The 16,750-nt window shown below is 69.7% G+C and carries 12 protein-coding genes; 5 read left to right on the plus strand and 7 right to left on the minus strand.

All coding sequences use genetic code 11. The features are described from left to right. The first annotated feature begins 41 nt into the window (after positions 1 to 41). Positions 42 to 548 carry a MarR family winged helix-turn-helix transcriptional regulator gene (locus H4W80_RS29685; RefSeq protein ID WP_192788092.1) on the plus strand — a complete coding sequence of 169 codons (507 nt, stop codon included), beginning with the start codon at positions 42 to 44 and terminating at the stop codon, positions 546 to 548. 427 nt (positions 549 to 975) lie between these two features. Here the strand turns inward: H4W80_RS29685 and H4W80_RS29690 are convergent, their stop codons facing one another. Beyond that, a complete protein-coding gene (locus H4W80_RS29690) occupies positions 976 to 2,835 on the minus strand; it encodes an ABC-F family ATP-binding cassette domain-containing protein (protein WP_192788093.1) in 1,860 nt (619 codons plus the stop codon). Positions 2,836 to 4,071: 1,236 nt separating this feature from the next. Here H4W80_RS29690 and H4W80_RS29695 point away from each other — a divergent pair. Continuing rightward, complete coding sequence (locus tag H4W80_RS29695; protein ID WP_192788094.1) at positions 4,072 to 4,974, plus strand: 4-(cytidine 5'-diphospho)-2-C-methyl-D-erythritol kinase; 903 nt, start codon at positions 4,072 to 4,074, stop codon at positions 4,972 to 4,974. Positions 4,975 to 5,360: 386 nt separating this feature from the next. Next, positions 5,361 to 6,218, plus strand: coding sequence for an arginase family protein (locus H4W80_RS29700; RefSeq protein ID WP_192788095.1), 858 nt, complete (start codon positions 5,361 to 5,363; stop codon positions 6,216 to 6,218). On the opposite strand, the gene H4W80_RS29705 is transcribed toward H4W80_RS29700, so the two are convergent. After that, entirely contained in the window at positions 6,191 to 6,562 is a 372-nt protein-coding gene (locus tag H4W80_RS29705; RefSeq protein ID WP_192788096.1) for an NlpC/P60 family protein, read from the minus strand. The genes H4W80_RS29700 and H4W80_RS29705 overlap by 28 nt on opposite strands. Positions 6,563 to 7,762: 1,200 nt before the next feature. Then, complete coding sequence (gene rsmA, locus H4W80_RS29710; RefSeq protein WP_192788097.1) at positions 7,763 to 8,623, minus strand: 16S rRNA (adenine(1518)-N(6)/adenine(1519)-N(6))-dimethyltransferase RsmA; 861 nt, start codon at positions 8,621 to 8,623, stop codon at positions 7,763 to 7,765. A 46-nt stretch (positions 8,624 to 8,669) separates the two neighbouring features. On the opposite strand from rsmA, the gene H4W80_RS61190 reads away from it, so the two are divergent. Then, the gene (locus H4W80_RS61190; protein WP_318787119.1) at positions 8,670 to 10,538 is read left to right on the plus strand and encodes a serine/threonine-protein kinase; all 1,869 of its coding nucleotides are present in this window, start codon (positions 8,670 to 8,672) and stop codon (positions 10,536 to 10,538) included. Then, on the plus strand, positions 10,538 to 11,725 hold the full coding sequence (locus tag H4W80_RS29720; RefSeq protein ID WP_192788098.1) for an FG-GAP repeat protein: 1,188 nt from the start codon (positions 10,538 to 10,540) through the stop codon (positions 11,723 to 11,725). The genes H4W80_RS61190 and H4W80_RS29720 overlap by 1 nt, the downstream gene beginning before the upstream one ends. On the opposite strand, the gene H4W80_RS29725 is transcribed toward H4W80_RS29720, so the two are convergent. The 4 genes from H4W80_RS29725 to H4W80_RS29740 all read right to left on the minus strand — a co-directional run bounded on the left by H4W80_RS29725 (position 11,714) and on the right by H4W80_RS29740 (position 16,746). Continuing rightward, a complete protein-coding gene (locus tag H4W80_RS29725) occupies positions 11,714 to 12,640 on the minus strand; it encodes a ubiquitin-like domain-containing protein (RefSeq protein WP_192788099.1) in 927 nt (308 codons plus the stop codon). The genes H4W80_RS29720 and H4W80_RS29725 overlap by 12 nt on opposite strands. Positions 12,641 to 12,722: 82 nt before the next feature. Further along, complete coding sequence (locus H4W80_RS29730; protein WP_192788100.1) at positions 12,723 to 13,577, minus strand: TatD family hydrolase; 855 nt, start codon at positions 13,575 to 13,577, stop codon at positions 12,723 to 12,725. A 66-nt stretch (positions 13,578 to 13,643) separates the two neighbouring features. Then, positions 13,644 to 15,425 (minus strand): methionine--tRNA ligase, encoded by a 1,782-nt coding sequence (gene metG / locus H4W80_RS29735; RefSeq protein ID WP_192788101.1) that lies wholly within the window; start codon positions 15,423 to 15,425, stop codon positions 13,644 to 13,646. An 85-nt stretch (positions 15,426 to 15,510) separates the two neighbouring features. Next, positions 15,511 to 16,746: a glycosyltransferase family 2 protein gene (locus H4W80_RS29740; protein ID WP_192788102.1), complete on the minus strand. Its 1,236-nt coding sequence runs from the start codon at positions 16,744 to 16,746 to the stop codon at positions 15,511 to 15,513. Positions 16,747 to 16,750 lie beyond the last annotated feature (4 nt).

A 16,750-nucleotide genomic window follows, 5' to 3' on the forward strand; every position in this document is an offset into this window, starting at 1 on the left:
GAGAGAGATATCTCGATGTCAAGACAGTACACTCTTGTGTCATGACGGAGGATGCTAGAGACGAGGTCGACCGCCTCGTCGCGGCTTGGCGCGCGGAACGCCCCGACCTCGACGTCGAGCCGCTCCAGGTGCTCTCTAGGGTGTCACGACTGGCCAAACATCTCGACCGGGCCAGGCGGGCGGCGTTCGCCGAGCACGACCTGGAGCCCTGGGAGTTCGACGTGCTGACGGCGCTGCGACGGGCCGGCAAGCCGTACGAGCTCAGCCCCGGCGCCCTGCTGCGGGCCACGCTCGTCACCTCGGGGACGATGACCAACCGCATCGACCGGCTCGCCCAGGCGGGCCTGGTGCGCCGCCGCCCTGACCCGGAGGACCGGCGCGGCGTCCTGGTGTCCCTGACGGACCCGGGCCTCGCCCGCGTGGACGCCGCCTTCGCCGACTTGTTGCGGCGGGAACACGAGCTCCTGTCGGGCCTCGGCTCCGACGATCAGCGCGCCCTCTCAGGCCTCCTCCGCACCCTCCTCGCCCCTTTCGACTCCCCCCACTAACTGTTTACTCCTCACGGATCACGGCACGTCCTCGGGCGGGTGCGGCCCAAACCCTCAGCCGCCCAGACGGCCAACCACCCCAAGCCACTCCACCTCGGGGAACGCGAGACCTCAGCCACCTCAAGCGGTCAGCCACTTCCAGCCACCCCGCCACGAGGGACGCAAGGCGACAGCCGCCCCAGCGACCAACCACCTCAAGCCCGTGTGACACGAAGCCTCAACCGCCCAGGCAATCGGCAAGCCCCAGCCACCCACCTCGGGGAACACGAAACCTCAGCCACCCCAGGCGGTCAGCCACTTCCAGCCACCCCGCCACGAGGGACGCAAGGCGACACGTCCAAGCGACCACCACCCCACCCCACCTCACGGGACATGAAGCGACAGCCACCCCAAACGACGACCATCCCACCCCGCGGGACGCGAAAGCTCAGTCGCCCAGGCGGTCGGCCACTTCCAGCCACTCCGCCTCGATCGTGTCCTTCTGGGTGATGATCTCGCGCAGCTGGGCGTCGAGGGAGGCCAGCTTCTCGTAGTCGCTGGCCGCATCGGCCATGGCCGCGTGAAGGCGGGACTCCTGATCGCTCAGCTTGTCGAGCTGGCGTTCCAGGCGGTTGAGCTCCTTGCGCAGCTCGCGCTCCTCCTTGGCCGACAGCCCCGGCAGCCCGCCCTTCGCCTCGTCGGGCGCAGACGTACCCGCGGCGCCACCCGATGCGGCGGCGGCACTGGGCGCCTGCGCGGTCGCGGAGTTCGCGGAATTCGTGGAGGTGCCGAGACGGGCGGTCAGGGCCGTGCCGGCCGCGCGGCGTTCGAGGTATTCGTCCACCCCGCCGGGCAGCAGCGCGAGCTTGCCGTCACCGAGCAGCGCCACGCAGCGATCGGTCACCCGCTCCAGGAAGTAGCGGTCGTGGCTCACCAGGACCAGCGTGCCCGGCCAGGCGTCCAACAGGTCCTCGAGCTCGTTGAGCGTCTCGATGTCGAGGTCGTTGGTGGGCTCGTCGAGCAGCAGGACGTTGGGGTCGTCCATGAGGAGCCTGAGCAGCTGCAGCCGCCGCCGCTCACCGCCGGACAGGTCGCCGACGACCTTCCACTGCGCCTCGCCCCTGAACCCCAGGCGTTCGAGCAGCTGGGAGGCCGTCCACTCCCGCTTGCCGACCTGGAGGTACTTGCGTACCTCCTCCACCGACTCCAGCACCCGCCGCGCCGGATCCAGCTCGGCCAGCTCCTGGGACAGGTGCGCGAGGCGTACCGTCTTGCCCTTGATCACGCGCCCGGAGTCGGGCACCACCGTGCCGGCGAGCAGGCGCAGCACGGACGACTTGCCGGAGCCGTTCACCCCGATCAACCCGATGCGGTCCCCGGGGCCGAACTGCCACGTGAGATCGTCGAGCACCAGCGGCCCGCTGTCCGGCCCGCCGGCGTGCAGGGTGACGTCCTCTAGGTCGTAGACGGTCTTGCCGAGGCGGGCCGCGGCGAACTTCATCAGCTCGACGGTCTCGCGCGCCGGAGGCTCGTTCGCGATCAGCGCCTGGGCGGCCTCGATGCGGAACTTCGGCTTGGACGTGCGGGCGGGCGGACCGCGGCGCAGCCAGGCAATCTCCTTGCGCATGAGGTTCTGGCGGCGCTCCTCGGCGGCCTGCGCGATCCGCGCCCGTTCGGCCTTCGCCAGCACGTAAGCGGCATAACCGCCCTCATACCGCTCGACCCGCCCGTCCACGACCTCCCACGTACGGCTCGACACGGCATCAAGGAACCACCGGTCGTGCGTCACGGCCACCAGCGCGCTCTTCCTGGCCGCCAGATGCCCGGCCAGCCAGGCGATGGCCTCGATGTCGAGGTGGTTGGTGGGCTCGTCCAGCATGATCAGGTCGTGGTCGTCGATGAGCAGCCGCGCCAGCGCCGTACGCCTGCGCTCCCCACCGGATAGATCACCGGCCCTGGCGTCGAGGTCGAGATCGCCGATCAGGTTGGCGAGGATCTCGCGTACGCCCTGATCCCCCGCCCATTCGTGCTCGGCCCGCTCGCCGAGCACGATCTCACGTACGGCGGTGCCGGCGTCGAGCGTGTCCTGCTGCGACAGGAACCCGACCCGCAGGCCCCTGTTATGCGTGACCCGCCCCTTGTCAGGCCGGACCGCTCCCGCGATCACGGAAAGGAGGGTCGTCTTACCGCCCCCGTTACGCCCGACGACACCGATGCGCTCGCCCGCCTCGACGCCCAGGGACACGTCACTGAGGAGCGGCTTGGGCCCGTACGCATGGGAAACCGACTCAAGATTGACCAGATTCATGACCTCCTCAGGGTATCGGCTCCTCGCCCACCCAGCGCCCGGCGATTTGCACCCCTCCGCCCCTCGTCACACCCAACGGCACACCCACCCAGCCGCACGCACGAACGACCCGCTCAGGGGTGTACGCCACATGGAGACCACATGGAGACCACATGGAGACGTCCCCGCCGCCGCGTAAGACGTCCTGCCGTCGTGGGAGACGTCCGGTCGTCGTGGGAGAGGTCCCCTCGTCCCGTCGTCATGGGAGATCTCCCATCGCCATGGAAGACGTCCCAGCGCCAGGTAAGACGTCCGGTCGTCGTGGGAGACGTCCCCTCGTCCCGTCGTCACGGGAGATCTCCCATCGCCATGGAAGACGTCCCAGCGCCAGGTAAGACGTCCTGCCGCGGCGGAAGGCGTCCCGTCGTCCGGCCGCCTTGGGAGACGTCCCATCGCCCCGACGCTACGGGAAACCTCCTCCTATCCCCCGCAGGAGACATCCCATCGCCGGGTAAGACGTCTCGTCGCCGCGAGAGACGTCCCATCTCCCGTCGTCACGGGCGACCCTCCCATCGTCGCAGGAGACGTCCTATCGTCGCAGGAGACGTCCTGCCGCCGCGGAAGGCGTCCGTCGTCCGGTCGCCGTGGGAGGTCCCATCCTCCCGTGTTACGGAAGACCTCCGCCTATCCCCCGTGGGAGACGTCCCCTCGCCCCGTCGTCACGGGCGACCTCCCATCGCTATAGGGAGACGTCGCATCGCCAGGTAAGACGTCCTGTCGCCGCGTCGCCACGGAAGATCTCCCGTCGCCGCGGGAGACGTCCCCATCGCCCCGTCGTGCGAGAGACGTCTCCTCGTCATGGGAGACGTCTTATCGCGAGGAGACGTCCGCTTCTCTATCGGTATCCATCGCCGAAGGAGGCGCTCGTGTCGCGGCGAGGCAGCCGCGTCGCAGGAGACGCCCACGCCGCGATGAGGCAGCCGTTGCCGGAAACGTCTGTCGCGTTGTAGGGCCGGGCTCCGAGACTGCGGGTGAGGCCGCAGCGGTGGCCACTGGAACAGGGCAATCGGGAGGAAGGGGCAGGAGACGCTTGCTGGCAGATGAGGATCTGGGGCAAATGTCTACGAACTTGACTCTGCGTGTTGATGAGTTGGGCGTTCGCGAGGTCATCTTTCGAGAACCGCATGTCAGGGCGGCGGGCCTCGATAACATCGAGTGTCCTTGACCCCGGCAAGTGATGAGAGTGGCAGAAGATCGATGAGTTCGGTGACCGTACGTGTGCCCGCGAAGGTCAACGTACAGCTTTCTGTCGGCCCGCTCCGGGAAGATGGCTACCACGACCTGGTCAACGTCTTCCACGCAGTATCGATCTTCGATGAGGTGGTAGCCAAGGAGTCCGAGTCGATCACCGTGGCGGTGAACGGGAAGTGGTCCGACCAGGTGCCGACCGACGAGAGCAACCTGGCGATCCGGGCCGCTCGGGCGCTTGCCAAGCACGCGGGTCGCACGTACGGCGCCGATCTGATCATCCAGAAGGACATCCCCGTGGCGGGCGGGATGGCGGGCGGCAGCGCCGACGCGGCCGGTGCGCTGGTGGCCTGCAATGAGCTGTGGGGTCTGGGGCTGCCGTTCGAAGACCTCATGGAGATCGCCGGCGATCTCGGCAGCGACGTCCCGTTCTCCCTGCTCGGGGGCACGGCGGTCGGCACCGGTCGCGGTGAGCAGTTGAGTGAGCTGCCCACCGGGGGCACGTTTCACTGGGTGTTCGCGTTGGCGGACGGCGGGCTCTCCACGGCCAGCGTCTACGCCGAGTGCGACCGGCTCAGGGCGGCCGAAGGGGCCGAGGTGCCCTGGCCTCAGCTGGACGACTCCCTGATCGAGGCGCTGGGCACGGGGGACGCGTACTCCCTGGGCGCTCATCTGAGCAATGACCTCCAGTCGGCCGCGCTCAGCCTGAGGCCGGAGCTGGCGACCACTCTGGACGCCGGCCGCCAGCACGGGGCCCTCGGCGCGATCGTCTCGGGGTCGGGCCCGACGTGCGCGTTCCTGGCCATCGACGCCCTCCACGCCCGTGACCTGGCCCTCAGCCTGACCACTACGGGCGCCGCGCACACGGCCGTAGCCGCCCACGGCCCGGTCCAGGGCGCCACCCTGGTCTGATTCCTGTCCTCCCGCGTAGCGTTGGCGCCCATGGTCTCGTCCAGGACGCCACGCTGACCTGATTCCCGTCCTCCGGCGTAGCGTTGGCGCCCCGTTGCCAGGACCAGGACGCCACCCTGGTCCGATCCCCGTCCTCCCGCGTAGCGTTGGCGCCCATGGTCTCGTCCAGGACGCCACGCTGACCTGATTCCCGTCCTCCCACGTAGCGACGGCACCCCATCCAGAGTGCTGCCCTGGTCTGATCCCCGTTCGACCGCGTAGCGTCGGCGCCCCACGGCCCAGGCCAGGACACCGCGCTGGTCTGGCTCTCGTCCTCCCGCGTAGCGTTGGTCTGCGGGGTATCGGTCTGACCAGCCGGTTTCCCGTGAGTGAGCGATGAGGCAGAGATGACCAGGGAGGCCGTGGTGGACGTGACGGTGGTTGAGGTGGGGCAGTGGCGGGGGTCCGGGGCTCCTACGGCTGAGCGGCTGCGGGAAGGGGCGCGGTTGCTGGCCGAGATGGTGGGGGCGGCGGACCAGCGGGTTCGTGTCGAAGTTGATGACGATCTTCGTTCGACGGCTGTGAAGGTCCGTGCGGCGGTCGGGCAGGCTCAAGGTGGGCTCCTGGTCACCGTTGGCGGGGATTGCGGGGTTGAACTTGAGCCGGTTGCGGCAGCTCGGGAGCGGTACGGGGATCGGCTCGTTGTGGTCTGGTTCGATGCCCATGGGGATCTGAACACGCCTGAGTCGTCGCCTTCCGGGGCCTATCACGGGATGGTGCTGCGGGCGCTCACTGGGGAAGGGCCCGAGGGGCTGGTGGCTCGGGAGCCGGTGGCGCCTGGGCGGATCGTGCTTGTGGGAGTGCGGGACCTCGATTCGGGTGAGGCCGCCTTTGTCGAGGAGCACGGGGTCCGGCATCTTCCGGTGGTGGACGGCGCGGGGCTGGTCGCGGCGATCGAGGGCTGCGGTGCCGGGGCGCTCGGGGATGACGGCTCTGAGGGGCGGGAGCCTGTGGTCTACGTTCATATCGATCTCGATGTGCTCGATCCTCTGGTCTTCCGGAGTGTGGGGTGTCCTACGCCGGGCGGGCTGCAGCCTGATCAGTTGCTCTCGCTCGTCGCCACCGTTGCCGAGCGGTTCGAGGTGGCGGGGTTGGGACTCACGGAGTACGAGCCGTCCAGGCGGGAAGATCAGGAGTTGCTCTCCGGATTGGTCGGAGAGCTGGTCAAGGTCTGTGCTCAGCCCGGACGTACGACGCCGCGGTAGGCGGAGCGGAAGTACGGCGAGGCGAGGAAGTTGGTCTTTCTGACCACGTCGCCGGTTCTGGGGGCGTGGATCATGAGGCCGTCCCGCAGGAACAGGGCCACGTGGGTCGGGTCGCCCGTGCCGCCGCCGAAGAAGACCAGGTCTCCTGTGCGTCGCGCGCGGAACGGGATCCTGCGGCCCTGGCGGAACTGGGCGCCGGTGTAGTGGCTGAGGGTGATGCCGGCCTTGGACCAGGCGTAGAGGGTCAGGCCGCTGCAGTCGAAGCCCCTTGTGCCGGCGCCCCTTCCGATGCCGATGGTGGGGCCTTTCGCTGAGCCGCCGCCCCAGGAGAAGGAGACTCCCAATTGGTTTAGGGCGGCTGTGGCGGCGATCTGGCCCCTGGTCAGGCTCTTTGTCGCCCTGCCGCCTGTGGTGCGCAGGAGTGATTCGAGGTCGGTTGTGGGATCCGTGATCCTGCCGATTGAGGCGCGTTGAAGGGGCTCGGCTTCGGGGTTGATGGCCAGGGTTGTGGGTTGGGGTGGGGTTGCCGTGGGTTGGGCTGAGGTCGGGTGGGTGGTCAGGGTCCTGGGTTGGGGTCGGGTCGTTGCGGCTTGGGCTGAGGTCGGGTGGGCGGCCAGGACTGCGATGAGCTCGCCGAAGAGGATGCCGCCGAGGGTGAGCCTGAGGAAGGTGGCAAGGGTGATCATGGTGGCCTCCTGACCGTGTGGTGGTTGTGGAGGCCAGGATCATTCGGTGGCGGGAGGTGGGGTTGGACCGAGCGCGGTTCTGTGGAAAACGGGAGGCCGGGTGGGTGGAGCTGTGGACAAGGGCGTTGAGCCGGCACCGTAGGGGGTAGCGTCCGGCGCGGTAGGAAGCAAGCGGCGTCCGGCACGGTCGGAAGGGCGCGCCGCGGGTCATGGGAAGGGGCGCCAGGCGGAAGCGCAGGTGGGGGCGGCGTGGGCACCGCAGGGTACCCGTCCGGAAGGGTGAGGTGGGATGCCAGCCCGGAGGCGGGCCAGAGCACCGGCCCGGGAGGGGCGAGGTGGGGCACCCCGGTGGAAGGGTGAGGTGGGGTGCTGGCCCGGGGGTGGGGCAGAGCCCCCGGTCGGAGGCGAGGTGAGGCCCCCGATCGGAGGACGAGGCGGAGCACCGGCCGGAGGCGTGCACCGACTGGGGGCGAGCATCGGCCAGCGGGCGAGATGGGGCATCGGCCGGCAGGGGTGAACCGGCCGGTCGGGGTAAACCGGCCGGTCGGGGTGAACCGGCCGGTCGGGGTGAACCGGCCGGTCGGGGGGTTTACCAGCCAGGAGGGGGTGTACCGGCGCGAGGGGGTGTACCGGCGCGAGGGGGTGTACCGGCCGGGGGCGGGCACCGGCCAGAGGGAGAGGTAGGCCACCGGCCGGGAGCGGAGCGCACCGGCTGGGAGGGTGGGCCGGGGCACCGGCCGGGGGCACCGGTCAGAGGGCGAGGTAGGGGACCGGCCGGGAGCGGGGCGCAGCGGCCGGGAGGGTGGGCCGGGGCACCGATCGGGAGGGTGGGCCGGGAGGTGAGATGGGGGTGGTGGGTTAGGGTTTGCGTTCGGCTATGCGGGCGAAGGATGTGATGTCCAGTTGCTCCCCGCGAGCCGACGGGTCCACGCCGGCCCCCCTCAGCGCCTCCTCCGCCTGGGCCGCGCTGCCCGCCCATCCCGCCAGGGCCGCGCGCAGGGTCTTTCTGCGTTGGGCGAAGGCGGCGTCCACCACCGCGAAGACCTCCTTGCGGGACGCGGTCGTCGTGGGCGGCTCGCGGCGTGCCAGGGAGACGAGGCCGGAATCGACGTTGGGGACGGGCCAGAAGACGGTGCGGCCGACCGGGCCGGCGCGGCGTACGTCGGCGTACCAGGCGGCCTTGACCGACGGCACCCCGTACACCTTCGAGCCGGGGCCGGCGGCGAGGCGGTCGGCGACCTCCGATTGGACCATGACCAGGCCCTTGCGCAGGGACGGGAGGACCTCGAGAAGGTGGAGCACCACCGGGACGGCCACGTTGTAGGGGAGGTTGGCGACGAGGGCGGTGGGGGTGAATCCGGACAGATCGTCCGGGGTGATCTTCATGGCGTCCGCGTTCACGACCGTGAGCTTGTCGAGCCCGCCACGGTCTGCCACCGTGAGGGGGAGCTGGGCCGCCAGCACCGGGTCGATCTCGACCGCCACCACGTGTGCGGCGGAGGGCAGGAGGGCGAGGGTGAGCGAGCCGAGGCCCGGCCCCACCTCGATGACCACGTCGTTCTCCGAGAGGTCGGCCACGCGGACGATGCGCCGGACGGTCCCTGCGTCGATCACGAAGTTCTGGCCAAGCTTTTTTGTCGGACGAAGATCTAGCTTGTCCGCCAAAATACGTATTTCTGCAGGGCCCAACAGCCTCATCATCCAACCAGTCTCTCGCATCGAAGAACCATCGATGGCGCTTGGGGAGACCAAAGGAGAGGATGGCGTGGAACAGGAAGGGACGTCCCTCATGGAGCCAACGGGCGCCGCGCCGCTCCGCCCGACGGACTTGCGGGAGATCGGACCGTACCGGCTGCTCGGCCGGCTCGGCGAGGGCGGGATGGGAACCGTGTTCCTCGCACGGGCACCGACGGGTCGATTCGTCGCGCTCAAGGTCGTCAAGGCGGAGTTCGCCAACCAGGAGGGGTTCGCGGCCAGGTTCCATGCGGAGGTCGAGAACGCTCGCCGGGTGGCGTCGTTCTGCACCGCCCAGGTGCTGGACAACGGCAACACCGGGGACGGACGTCCGTACATGGTGACCGAGTACATCGCGGGCACCCCGCTCTCGGATCAGATCGCGAAGTACGGCGCTCTCGAACCGGGGCCGCTGCACGGCGTCGCGCTGGGGGTCGCGGCGGCGCTGGCGGCGATCCACGTGGCCGGGCTCGTGCACAGAGACCTGAAACCGGCGAACGTGATCCTGTCGTTGTCGGGGCCCAGGGTGATCGACTTCGGCATCGCGCGGGCGCTCGACCGGGAGACCGGGTTCACGCTCTCCGGCGAACTGCTGGGCAGCCCTGGATGGTGGGCCCCGGAGCAGGTGCGCGGCGAGGTGGTCAGTCCGGCGGCCGACATCTTCGCCTGGGGCTGCCTGGTGGCGTACGCGGGCAACGGACGGCACCCGTTCGGCCGCGGCGACCCCATCACGCTGGCCACGCGCGTGCTGAACGCCCCGCCCGAGCTGGGCGTGCTGCCCGCGCCGCTCAACGAGTTAGTACGGCGGGCCACCTCCATGGACCCCACCGTGCGCCCGTCGGCGCAGGATCTCCTGCTCGCCCTGGTGGGAGGCAGTACGCCGGCGCGCCCCGCCGATCCGCCCACCTTGGTCGCGACCGAGATGCTCAACGAATGGCAGCCGCCGCAGAATGTCGTGGATGAGCCGGATATCACGGCTACTTTCACGACGCCGCCGCCGAGCGATGCCACCGGTAGGAATCCCAATGTCTCGGGCAGCAGCCAGAGCAGCCCTGGCGCGCCCAGCGTGCCGGGTGTCTCCCCCAGTGTGCCGGGTTCGTTCGGGAATGCGGGCGGCGTGCCCTCTCAGCCGTCGGTCGACGAGCTGGCGCGCAGGGAGGAGGAAGCCGCCAGGGAAGAGTTCGCGCGCTGGGAGGCGCAGGCGCGGCAGCGGGAGCAGGCTCAGGCCGAAGCCCTGGCCAAGAAGAAGGAGGAGCAGGCTCGCTCGCGCGGGTCGGACGCTCCGGTGCAGCTGCGGCAGGGCAGCCTGCCCGGCACCGACACCCGTCCGCCCGAAACCCTGGCGGGCGACGGCGAACCCGACACCCTCGGCGGCTCCAGGACGAAGGGCACCCGGTGGCTCATCGCCGCCGTGGCCGCCGTGCTGGCCATCGTCGTGACGGTGGCCGTACTGATCATCACCTCCGCCCGCAACCCGGCCACCACGGCCGCCCCCGGCACCCCGTCCCAGACGACCGGCACCACCGGCCCGAACGACGTGGGCCGCCGTTTCGCGCTGGGCGCCAACTTCGACGACCCCGTCGCGATCGTCGCGTCGGCGCCGGAGTGCGGGCTGAAGGAGTACGAGGGCAAGAGCGCGACCCAGGGCCAGCTCTGCGTGATCCGCTGGACGATGCTCAACCCCGGCGGCGAGCGCAGGCAGCTGGTCCAGCCCGTCGTCACCATGGTCGACGACCGGGGCGGCGAACACGACCCGGCCGCCCTCACCCTGCCCCCGGCCATCCTGCCGGGCGGGCGGGTGGACAGCGCGTTCGTGTTCGACCTGGCGATGTACCGCAAACCCGTGAAGCTGACGGCGACCATGCTCGAGAACGGCAAGCAGATCGAGGTCGCGCTGTGATGATCCGATCCGCGCTCATCGCGCTCATGCTCGCGACGGGGACGCCGCTCATGCACACCGGCGCGGCGGCCTGTGCCGGAGCCGCCGACTTCGACGGTGACGGCGTGGACGACGTCGCCGTGGGCGACCCGTTCGCGGACGACCAGAAGGGCTCGGTGAGCGTGCTGTCGGGCGACAAGGTCATCCCCGTCACCGTTCCCGACCTGGCCAGGGGCGATGCCTTCGGCTGGTCCGTACGGCTGGCCAAGGTCGACGCCGACGCCTGCGCCGACCTGGTGATCGGCGCGCCGTACGCGGACGTGGACGGCGCCGAGGACGCCGGCGCCGCGTACGTCGTCTACGGCGGCGGCGCCACGCCTCCCCAGCGGCTGACCGCGGACCGGCCACAGCGGTTCGCGCACTTCGGCTGGTCGCTGGCCGCGCGCGGCGACCTGGTGGCGATCGGGGCGCCGTACGAGGACGAGGGGCAGCTCCCCGACGCGGGCGCGCTCTACGTGCGCAAGGGCACCGGCCAGCTGCGCAGGATCAGCCAGGAGTCCGACGATGTGCGGGGAAACAGCGAGGTCGGCGACCAGTTCGGCTGGTCGATGGCGTTCGGGCCGAAGAACGAGCTGGTCGTCGGCGTCCCGTACGAGAACGACGACGGCGCCGGCCGCCAGATCGAGACCGGCAAGATCGACTCGGGCTCGGTGGTCTTCATCGACGACGTGCTCGCGTCCAAGCTCACGTCGTTCAAGCTGGACTCGCCGACGGACGTCTCCGGCGACCGGTTCGGCTACTCGGTGGTGTACGGCGAGGGCTCCGGCTACGCGGTGAGCTCTCCCGGCCCCGGCTACGTGCAGCTGCTCGACCCCGGCAGGAAGCCGACGCGGAGGGTGACGCAGGGGGGCAAGCAGGCGTTCGGGTTCTCGATGGCGGCGTCGGCGGACGGCAGGCTGGCCATCGGCGCCCCGTACGGGGGCGGTGTCCGGGTGGTCTCCTGGAAGAACGCGGCCGAGGATCGGCAGCTCGCGACCGGCGACGGGCTGTCCGGGTGGTCGGTGGCCTTCAGCGGCAACAAGCTGTTCGTGGGGCAGCCGGACGCGCGGCCGTACGGGAGGGTGGCGGTGGCCGGGCGGAACGCCGAGACGCTCCAGCCGATCCAGCCGTCCAAGGGCGCGGACTTCGGGGTGTCCCTATCGGGATGACCCCACCGGGTCGAAGAGGCGGTCGGCGCAGTTCGGCCACTGGGTCTGCCAGCGGCTGCCCATTTGCTGGTAGAGGACCTGCGCCCGGTATGTCTGCTCCTCCGCCGGCCACGTGCTGGGGATCCCCATCCCGCCCGCGGCCTGCCACACGGGCAGGCTGAACTGGTACATCCCGTAGTACGGCCCGTCCGGGTTGTAGGCCAGGGGGTCGCCCTGGGCCGCGCAGGCGGCCAGGGCCTGCCAGTTGAGCCGCAGGACCTCCGGGCGGATCGGGATGGTGTGCGAGGGTGTGACCGTGATGACCGTCCCGTCCTTGGGGAAGCTGCCGAGCGGCGGGGTCACCACGTAGCCGCGGCGCAGCGGGACGCGCTTCTGCCTGAGCACCTCGCGTACCGTCCTGGCGGTGGTGCGCGAGGTGATCCGGCTCGTGCCCGCGACCACGTACACCTTGCGCCTGGTGTAGACGGTCAGCTCCATCCCCGACAGCGGCACCGCGTCGTCCGGCGGCGCGGAGAGCTTGCCGGCGGCCGGGGTGAGGTCGAGTTCGGCGAGGGCGTCGCCGACGTTCGTGGCGGTGACCAGGTGCCTGCTGGTGCGGCCGTCCAGGGTCAGGGTGATCGGGCGGGCGTGGCGTACCTCGATGGTGGATCCGTCGGTGACGTCCTCGTGGGCGGGAGGACGTACGAGGTCGCCGTACCCCACCGAGACCCCCGCCTCGGCGAGCACGTCGTGTACGGTCCCCGCGAACGCGCGGACCTGCGACTGCCTGCCGTCGACGATCACGACGACATCTTTGACCAGGGACGAAACCGCCACGAGCGCCCCCAGCGCCACCATGCCCGCCAGGCACACGGCCGGCGTCCACGGTGAACGCCACGGGATCGGGGGACGAGGCGCGCGCCTCTTACCTCGCACGAAGCACCTCCGGTAACGGTCAGGACCGCCCGAACGTTAGCGTCGCGCCCGTGCCCGCAGCCGCGGGTTCAGCAAAAGATGGTCACCACTCGCCGAAGACCATGACTCCGTTGGCACTGATCGCCTCGCACAACTGATCCGGATGGACCCCTTTGACCTCCGCGAGGCAGCGCAAAGTGAGGGGGATGAGGTAGGGGGCGTTGGGCTTGCCGCGGTGCGGGACCGGCGGCAGGTAGGGGGCGTCGGTTTCGACCAGCATGAGCTCCTGCGGGGCGGTCTGGGCGGCCTCACGGAGGTAGGCGGCGTTCTTGTACGTCACAGGACCGGAAAAAGACATGAAATATCCGGCTTCGACACACTTTTTCGCCATTTCAGCGTCGCCCGAGAAGCTGTGGAAGACGACCTTGTCCGGCGCGCCCTCCTCGGCCAGCACCCTCAGCACGTCGTCATGCGCGTCGCGGTCGTGGATGACCAGAGCCTTGCCGGTGCGCTTGGCGATCTCGATGTGCGCGCGGAAGCTCGCGTGCTGATCTTCCTTGCTCGCCCAGTCACGGAAGTAGTCGAGCCCGGTCTCCCCCACCGCCCGCACCTCCGGCCGACGCGCGAGGCTCTCGATCTCGGCCAGGACCTCCGCGGTGGCCTCGTGGGCCTCGTTCGGGTGGATGGCCACCCCGGCGTACACGCCCTCCTGCTCGGCCGCCACCTCGGCGTTCCACCTGGAGGACCTCAGGTCGTAGCCGATGGTCACCAGCCGCGTCACGCCGACCGCCCTGGAGTCCTCCAGGATGCTCCGGACGCTGGCCTCCGACGCCTGCGCGGCCTGCGCCACCGGATCGCCGGACGACGCCTGCCTGTTGCCAACCATGATGTCGAGATGGCAGTGGCTGTCGAAGACAGGTGCGGAAAGCGGCTCGGGAGCGGCGGGAAGCTTGGTCACGCGTTCTAAAGTAGCGCTCTGCCGTCCTTGGGGCTGATGGCGCCATCAGCCCCAAGGACTACGGGGTCACTCGCCCAGCCGGGCCAGCTCCTCGTCCACGACCTTCGGGTCGAGCTTCTTGAACAGCGGCACGGGCGGCGCGAGCGGCGTGCCCGGCTTGATCGGCCGGTGCTCCCAGCGGGCCGCCCCGTCGTACTCGCCGGTGATCACCGGGTAGGGGGTGCCGCCGTCCTCGTCGACCTCGCGGATCTCCGGCATGCCCGACCACACGCCCTCGCCGCCGAGCATGGAGAAGACCTTGTTGGAGGAGCTGGGCAGGAACGGCGTGAGCATCGTCTTGGCGTCGTCGACCACCTGGAGCGCGACGTGCAGGATCGACTTCTGCCGCTCCGGGTCCTCCTTGAGCTTCCACGGCTCCTGCTCGGCCAGGTATTTGTTGGCCTCGCGGACCACGTCGAACGCCTCGTTGATCGCGTTCTTGAAGCGCGACCTGCCCAGCTCCGCGCCCACCGGCGCGAACGCCTTGCGCGAGCGCTCCAGCAGGGCCCGGTCGGCGTCGGTGAGGTGGCCCGGCTCGGGCACGGCCCCGAAGTTCTTCGCCGCCATCGAGATCGACCGGTTGACCAGGTTTCCCCAGGCCGCGACCAGCTCGCCGTTGTTGCGGTTGACGAACTCCTGCCAGGTGAAATCGGTGTCCTGGTTTTCCGGTCCGGCCACCGCGATGTAGTAGCGAAGGGCGTCGGCGTCGTAACGCGCCAGGAAATCTCTTACGTAAATTACTACTTGCCTGGACGAGGAGAACTTCTTGCCCTCCATGGTCAGGAACTCGCTGGAGACCACCTCGGACGGCACCGCGAGCGCGCCGAGCGAGCCCGGCGTGCCGGCGCGGTCGCCCTGCCCGCTGTAGCCGTAGAGCATCGCCGGCCAGATCTCGGCGTGGAAGACGATGTTGTCCTTGCCCATGAAGTAGTAGCCGCGGGCGTCGGGATTCTGCCACCACGCGCGCCACGCGTCGGGGTCGCCCGAGCGCCTGGCCCACTCGATGGAGGCCGACAGGTAGCCGATCACCGCGTCGAACCACACGTAGAGCCGCTTGTTGGGCTGGTCGCGCCAGCCGTCGAGCGGGATCGGCACGCCCCAGTCGAGGTCGCGGCTGATCGCGCGCGGCTGCAGGTCGCCGAGCAGGTTGAGCGCGAACTTCAGCACGTTGGGCCGCCACTCGCCCTGCTTGGACTGCAGGTAGGAGCCGAGGACCTCGGTGAAGGCGGGCAGGTCGAGCATGAAGTGCTCGGTCTCGACGAACGTGGGCGTCTCGCCGTTGATGCGGCTCTTGGGGTTGATCAGCTGGATCGGGTCGAGCTGGTTGCCGCAGTTGTCGCACTGGTCGCCGCGCGCGCCGTCGTAGCCGCAGATGGGGCAGGTGCCCTCGATGTAGCGGTCGGGCAGAGTGCGGCCGGTCGAGGGGGAAATGGCCCCCATCGTGGTCTTGGGGAAGATATAGCCGTTGTCGTAGAGGCCCTTGAAGATCTCTTGTGTGATGGCGTAGTGGTTTTTCGTCGTGGTCCTGGTGAACAGGTCGTAGGAGAGCCCGAGGCCGGTCAGGTCCTCGGCGATGACGCGGTTGTAGCGGTCGGCCAGCTCCCTGGCGCTCACGCCTTCCTTGTCGGCCTGCACCTGGATGGGCGTGCCGTGCTCGTCGGTGCCTGACACCATCAGCACCTTGTTGCCCGCCATCCGCTGGTAGCGGCTGAAGACGTCGGACGGCACGCCGAACCCGGAGACGTGCCCGATGTGGCGGGGGCCGTTTGCGTAGGGCCACGCGACGGCGGTCAAGATGTGCTGGGACATAGTCCTTAGCCTAACGGGGCTCCCTGTCCGCCTCGGACCGAATCCCCCACGTCGGCGGGGCCCGTCTGGACCCCGCCGGGAGCGGCTATCGCTTGGATTCCTCGAGGGAGACGTCCTCGAGGGAGACCGCCTCCGCGGCCTCCTCGGCGGCCTTGGCGGCCACGTCGATGGAGCTCTCGCGGGTGCGGCGGATGCCGAGGATGCTGATGAACAGCGCCGCGAAGATCGTCTGGAAGCTCACGATCAGAGCGGTCGCGGAGGGCACGACGATGCGCAGCGACTCGCGCGGGTCGAGCTCGCCGAAGCTGCGCACCTGCCAGTGGACCAGCGACATCACCAGGCCGATCAGACCGGCCAGCGCCAGCAGGCCGCCGACCACGAGCCCCTTCTCCAGGCTCACGATGTCGATCAGCCGCCGGATGCGCGGCGATTCGGGCAGGAAGCCCTCCTCGGCCGCGTAGACCTTGGTGAACACGGCGAACAGGGCCGCCTGGAAGCCGATCACGACCAGGGCGGACGACCCGACGAGGGTGTCGACGTCGAAGGCCAGCTCCCCGATCTCCACCGGGCCGAACGTCAGCGCCGTCCCGGCGATCAGGCCGATGACCATCATCAGCACGCCGGGGTAGAAGAACAGCCACTTGGGGCTGTAGAGCAGCAGGAAGCGCAGGTGGCGCCAGCCGTCGCGCCAGGAGCGCAGGTGCGGCGGGCGGGAGCGGCCGTCGGGCGAGAGCGTGGTGGGCACCTCGCGCACGTCGAGGCCGGACAGCGTGGAGCGGACCACCATCTCGGAGGCGAACTCCATGCCTCCCGTCTGCAGCTGCAGCTTGAGGATCGAGTCGCGCCGGAACCCGCGCAGCCCGCAGTGGAAGTCACCGATGGCCGAGGGGAAGAACAGCCGGCCGATAAACGACAGCACCGGGTTGCCGAGGTAGCGGTGGAGCGGGGGCATGGCGCCCGGGGCGATGCCGCCCTTGAAGCGGTTTCCCATCACCAGGTCGGCGCCGTCGCGCAGCTGCTCCACGAACGGCAGCAACGCGGTGAAGTCATAGGAGTCGTCGGCGTCGCCCATGATGACGTATTTGCCGCGCGCCGCCCTGATACCGCCCATGAGGGCGTTGCCATAGCCCTTCTCGTCGACGTGGACCACGCGGGCTCCGGCGTCGCGGGCGAGCTGTTGCGAGCCGTCCGTGCTGCCGTTGTCGGCGATCAGGACCTCGCCCTCGATGCCGTGCTCCTCCATGCACGCCAGCGCCTTGCGTACACAGACTTCCACGGTCTCCGCCTCGTTGAGGCAGGGCATGACCACCGTCAGTTCCACGTGT

It is taken from the genome of Nonomuraea angiospora (genome assembly GCF_014873145.1).
GTDB lineage: Bacteria > Actinomycetota > Actinomycetes > Streptosporangiales > Streptosporangiaceae > Nonomuraea > Nonomuraea angiospora.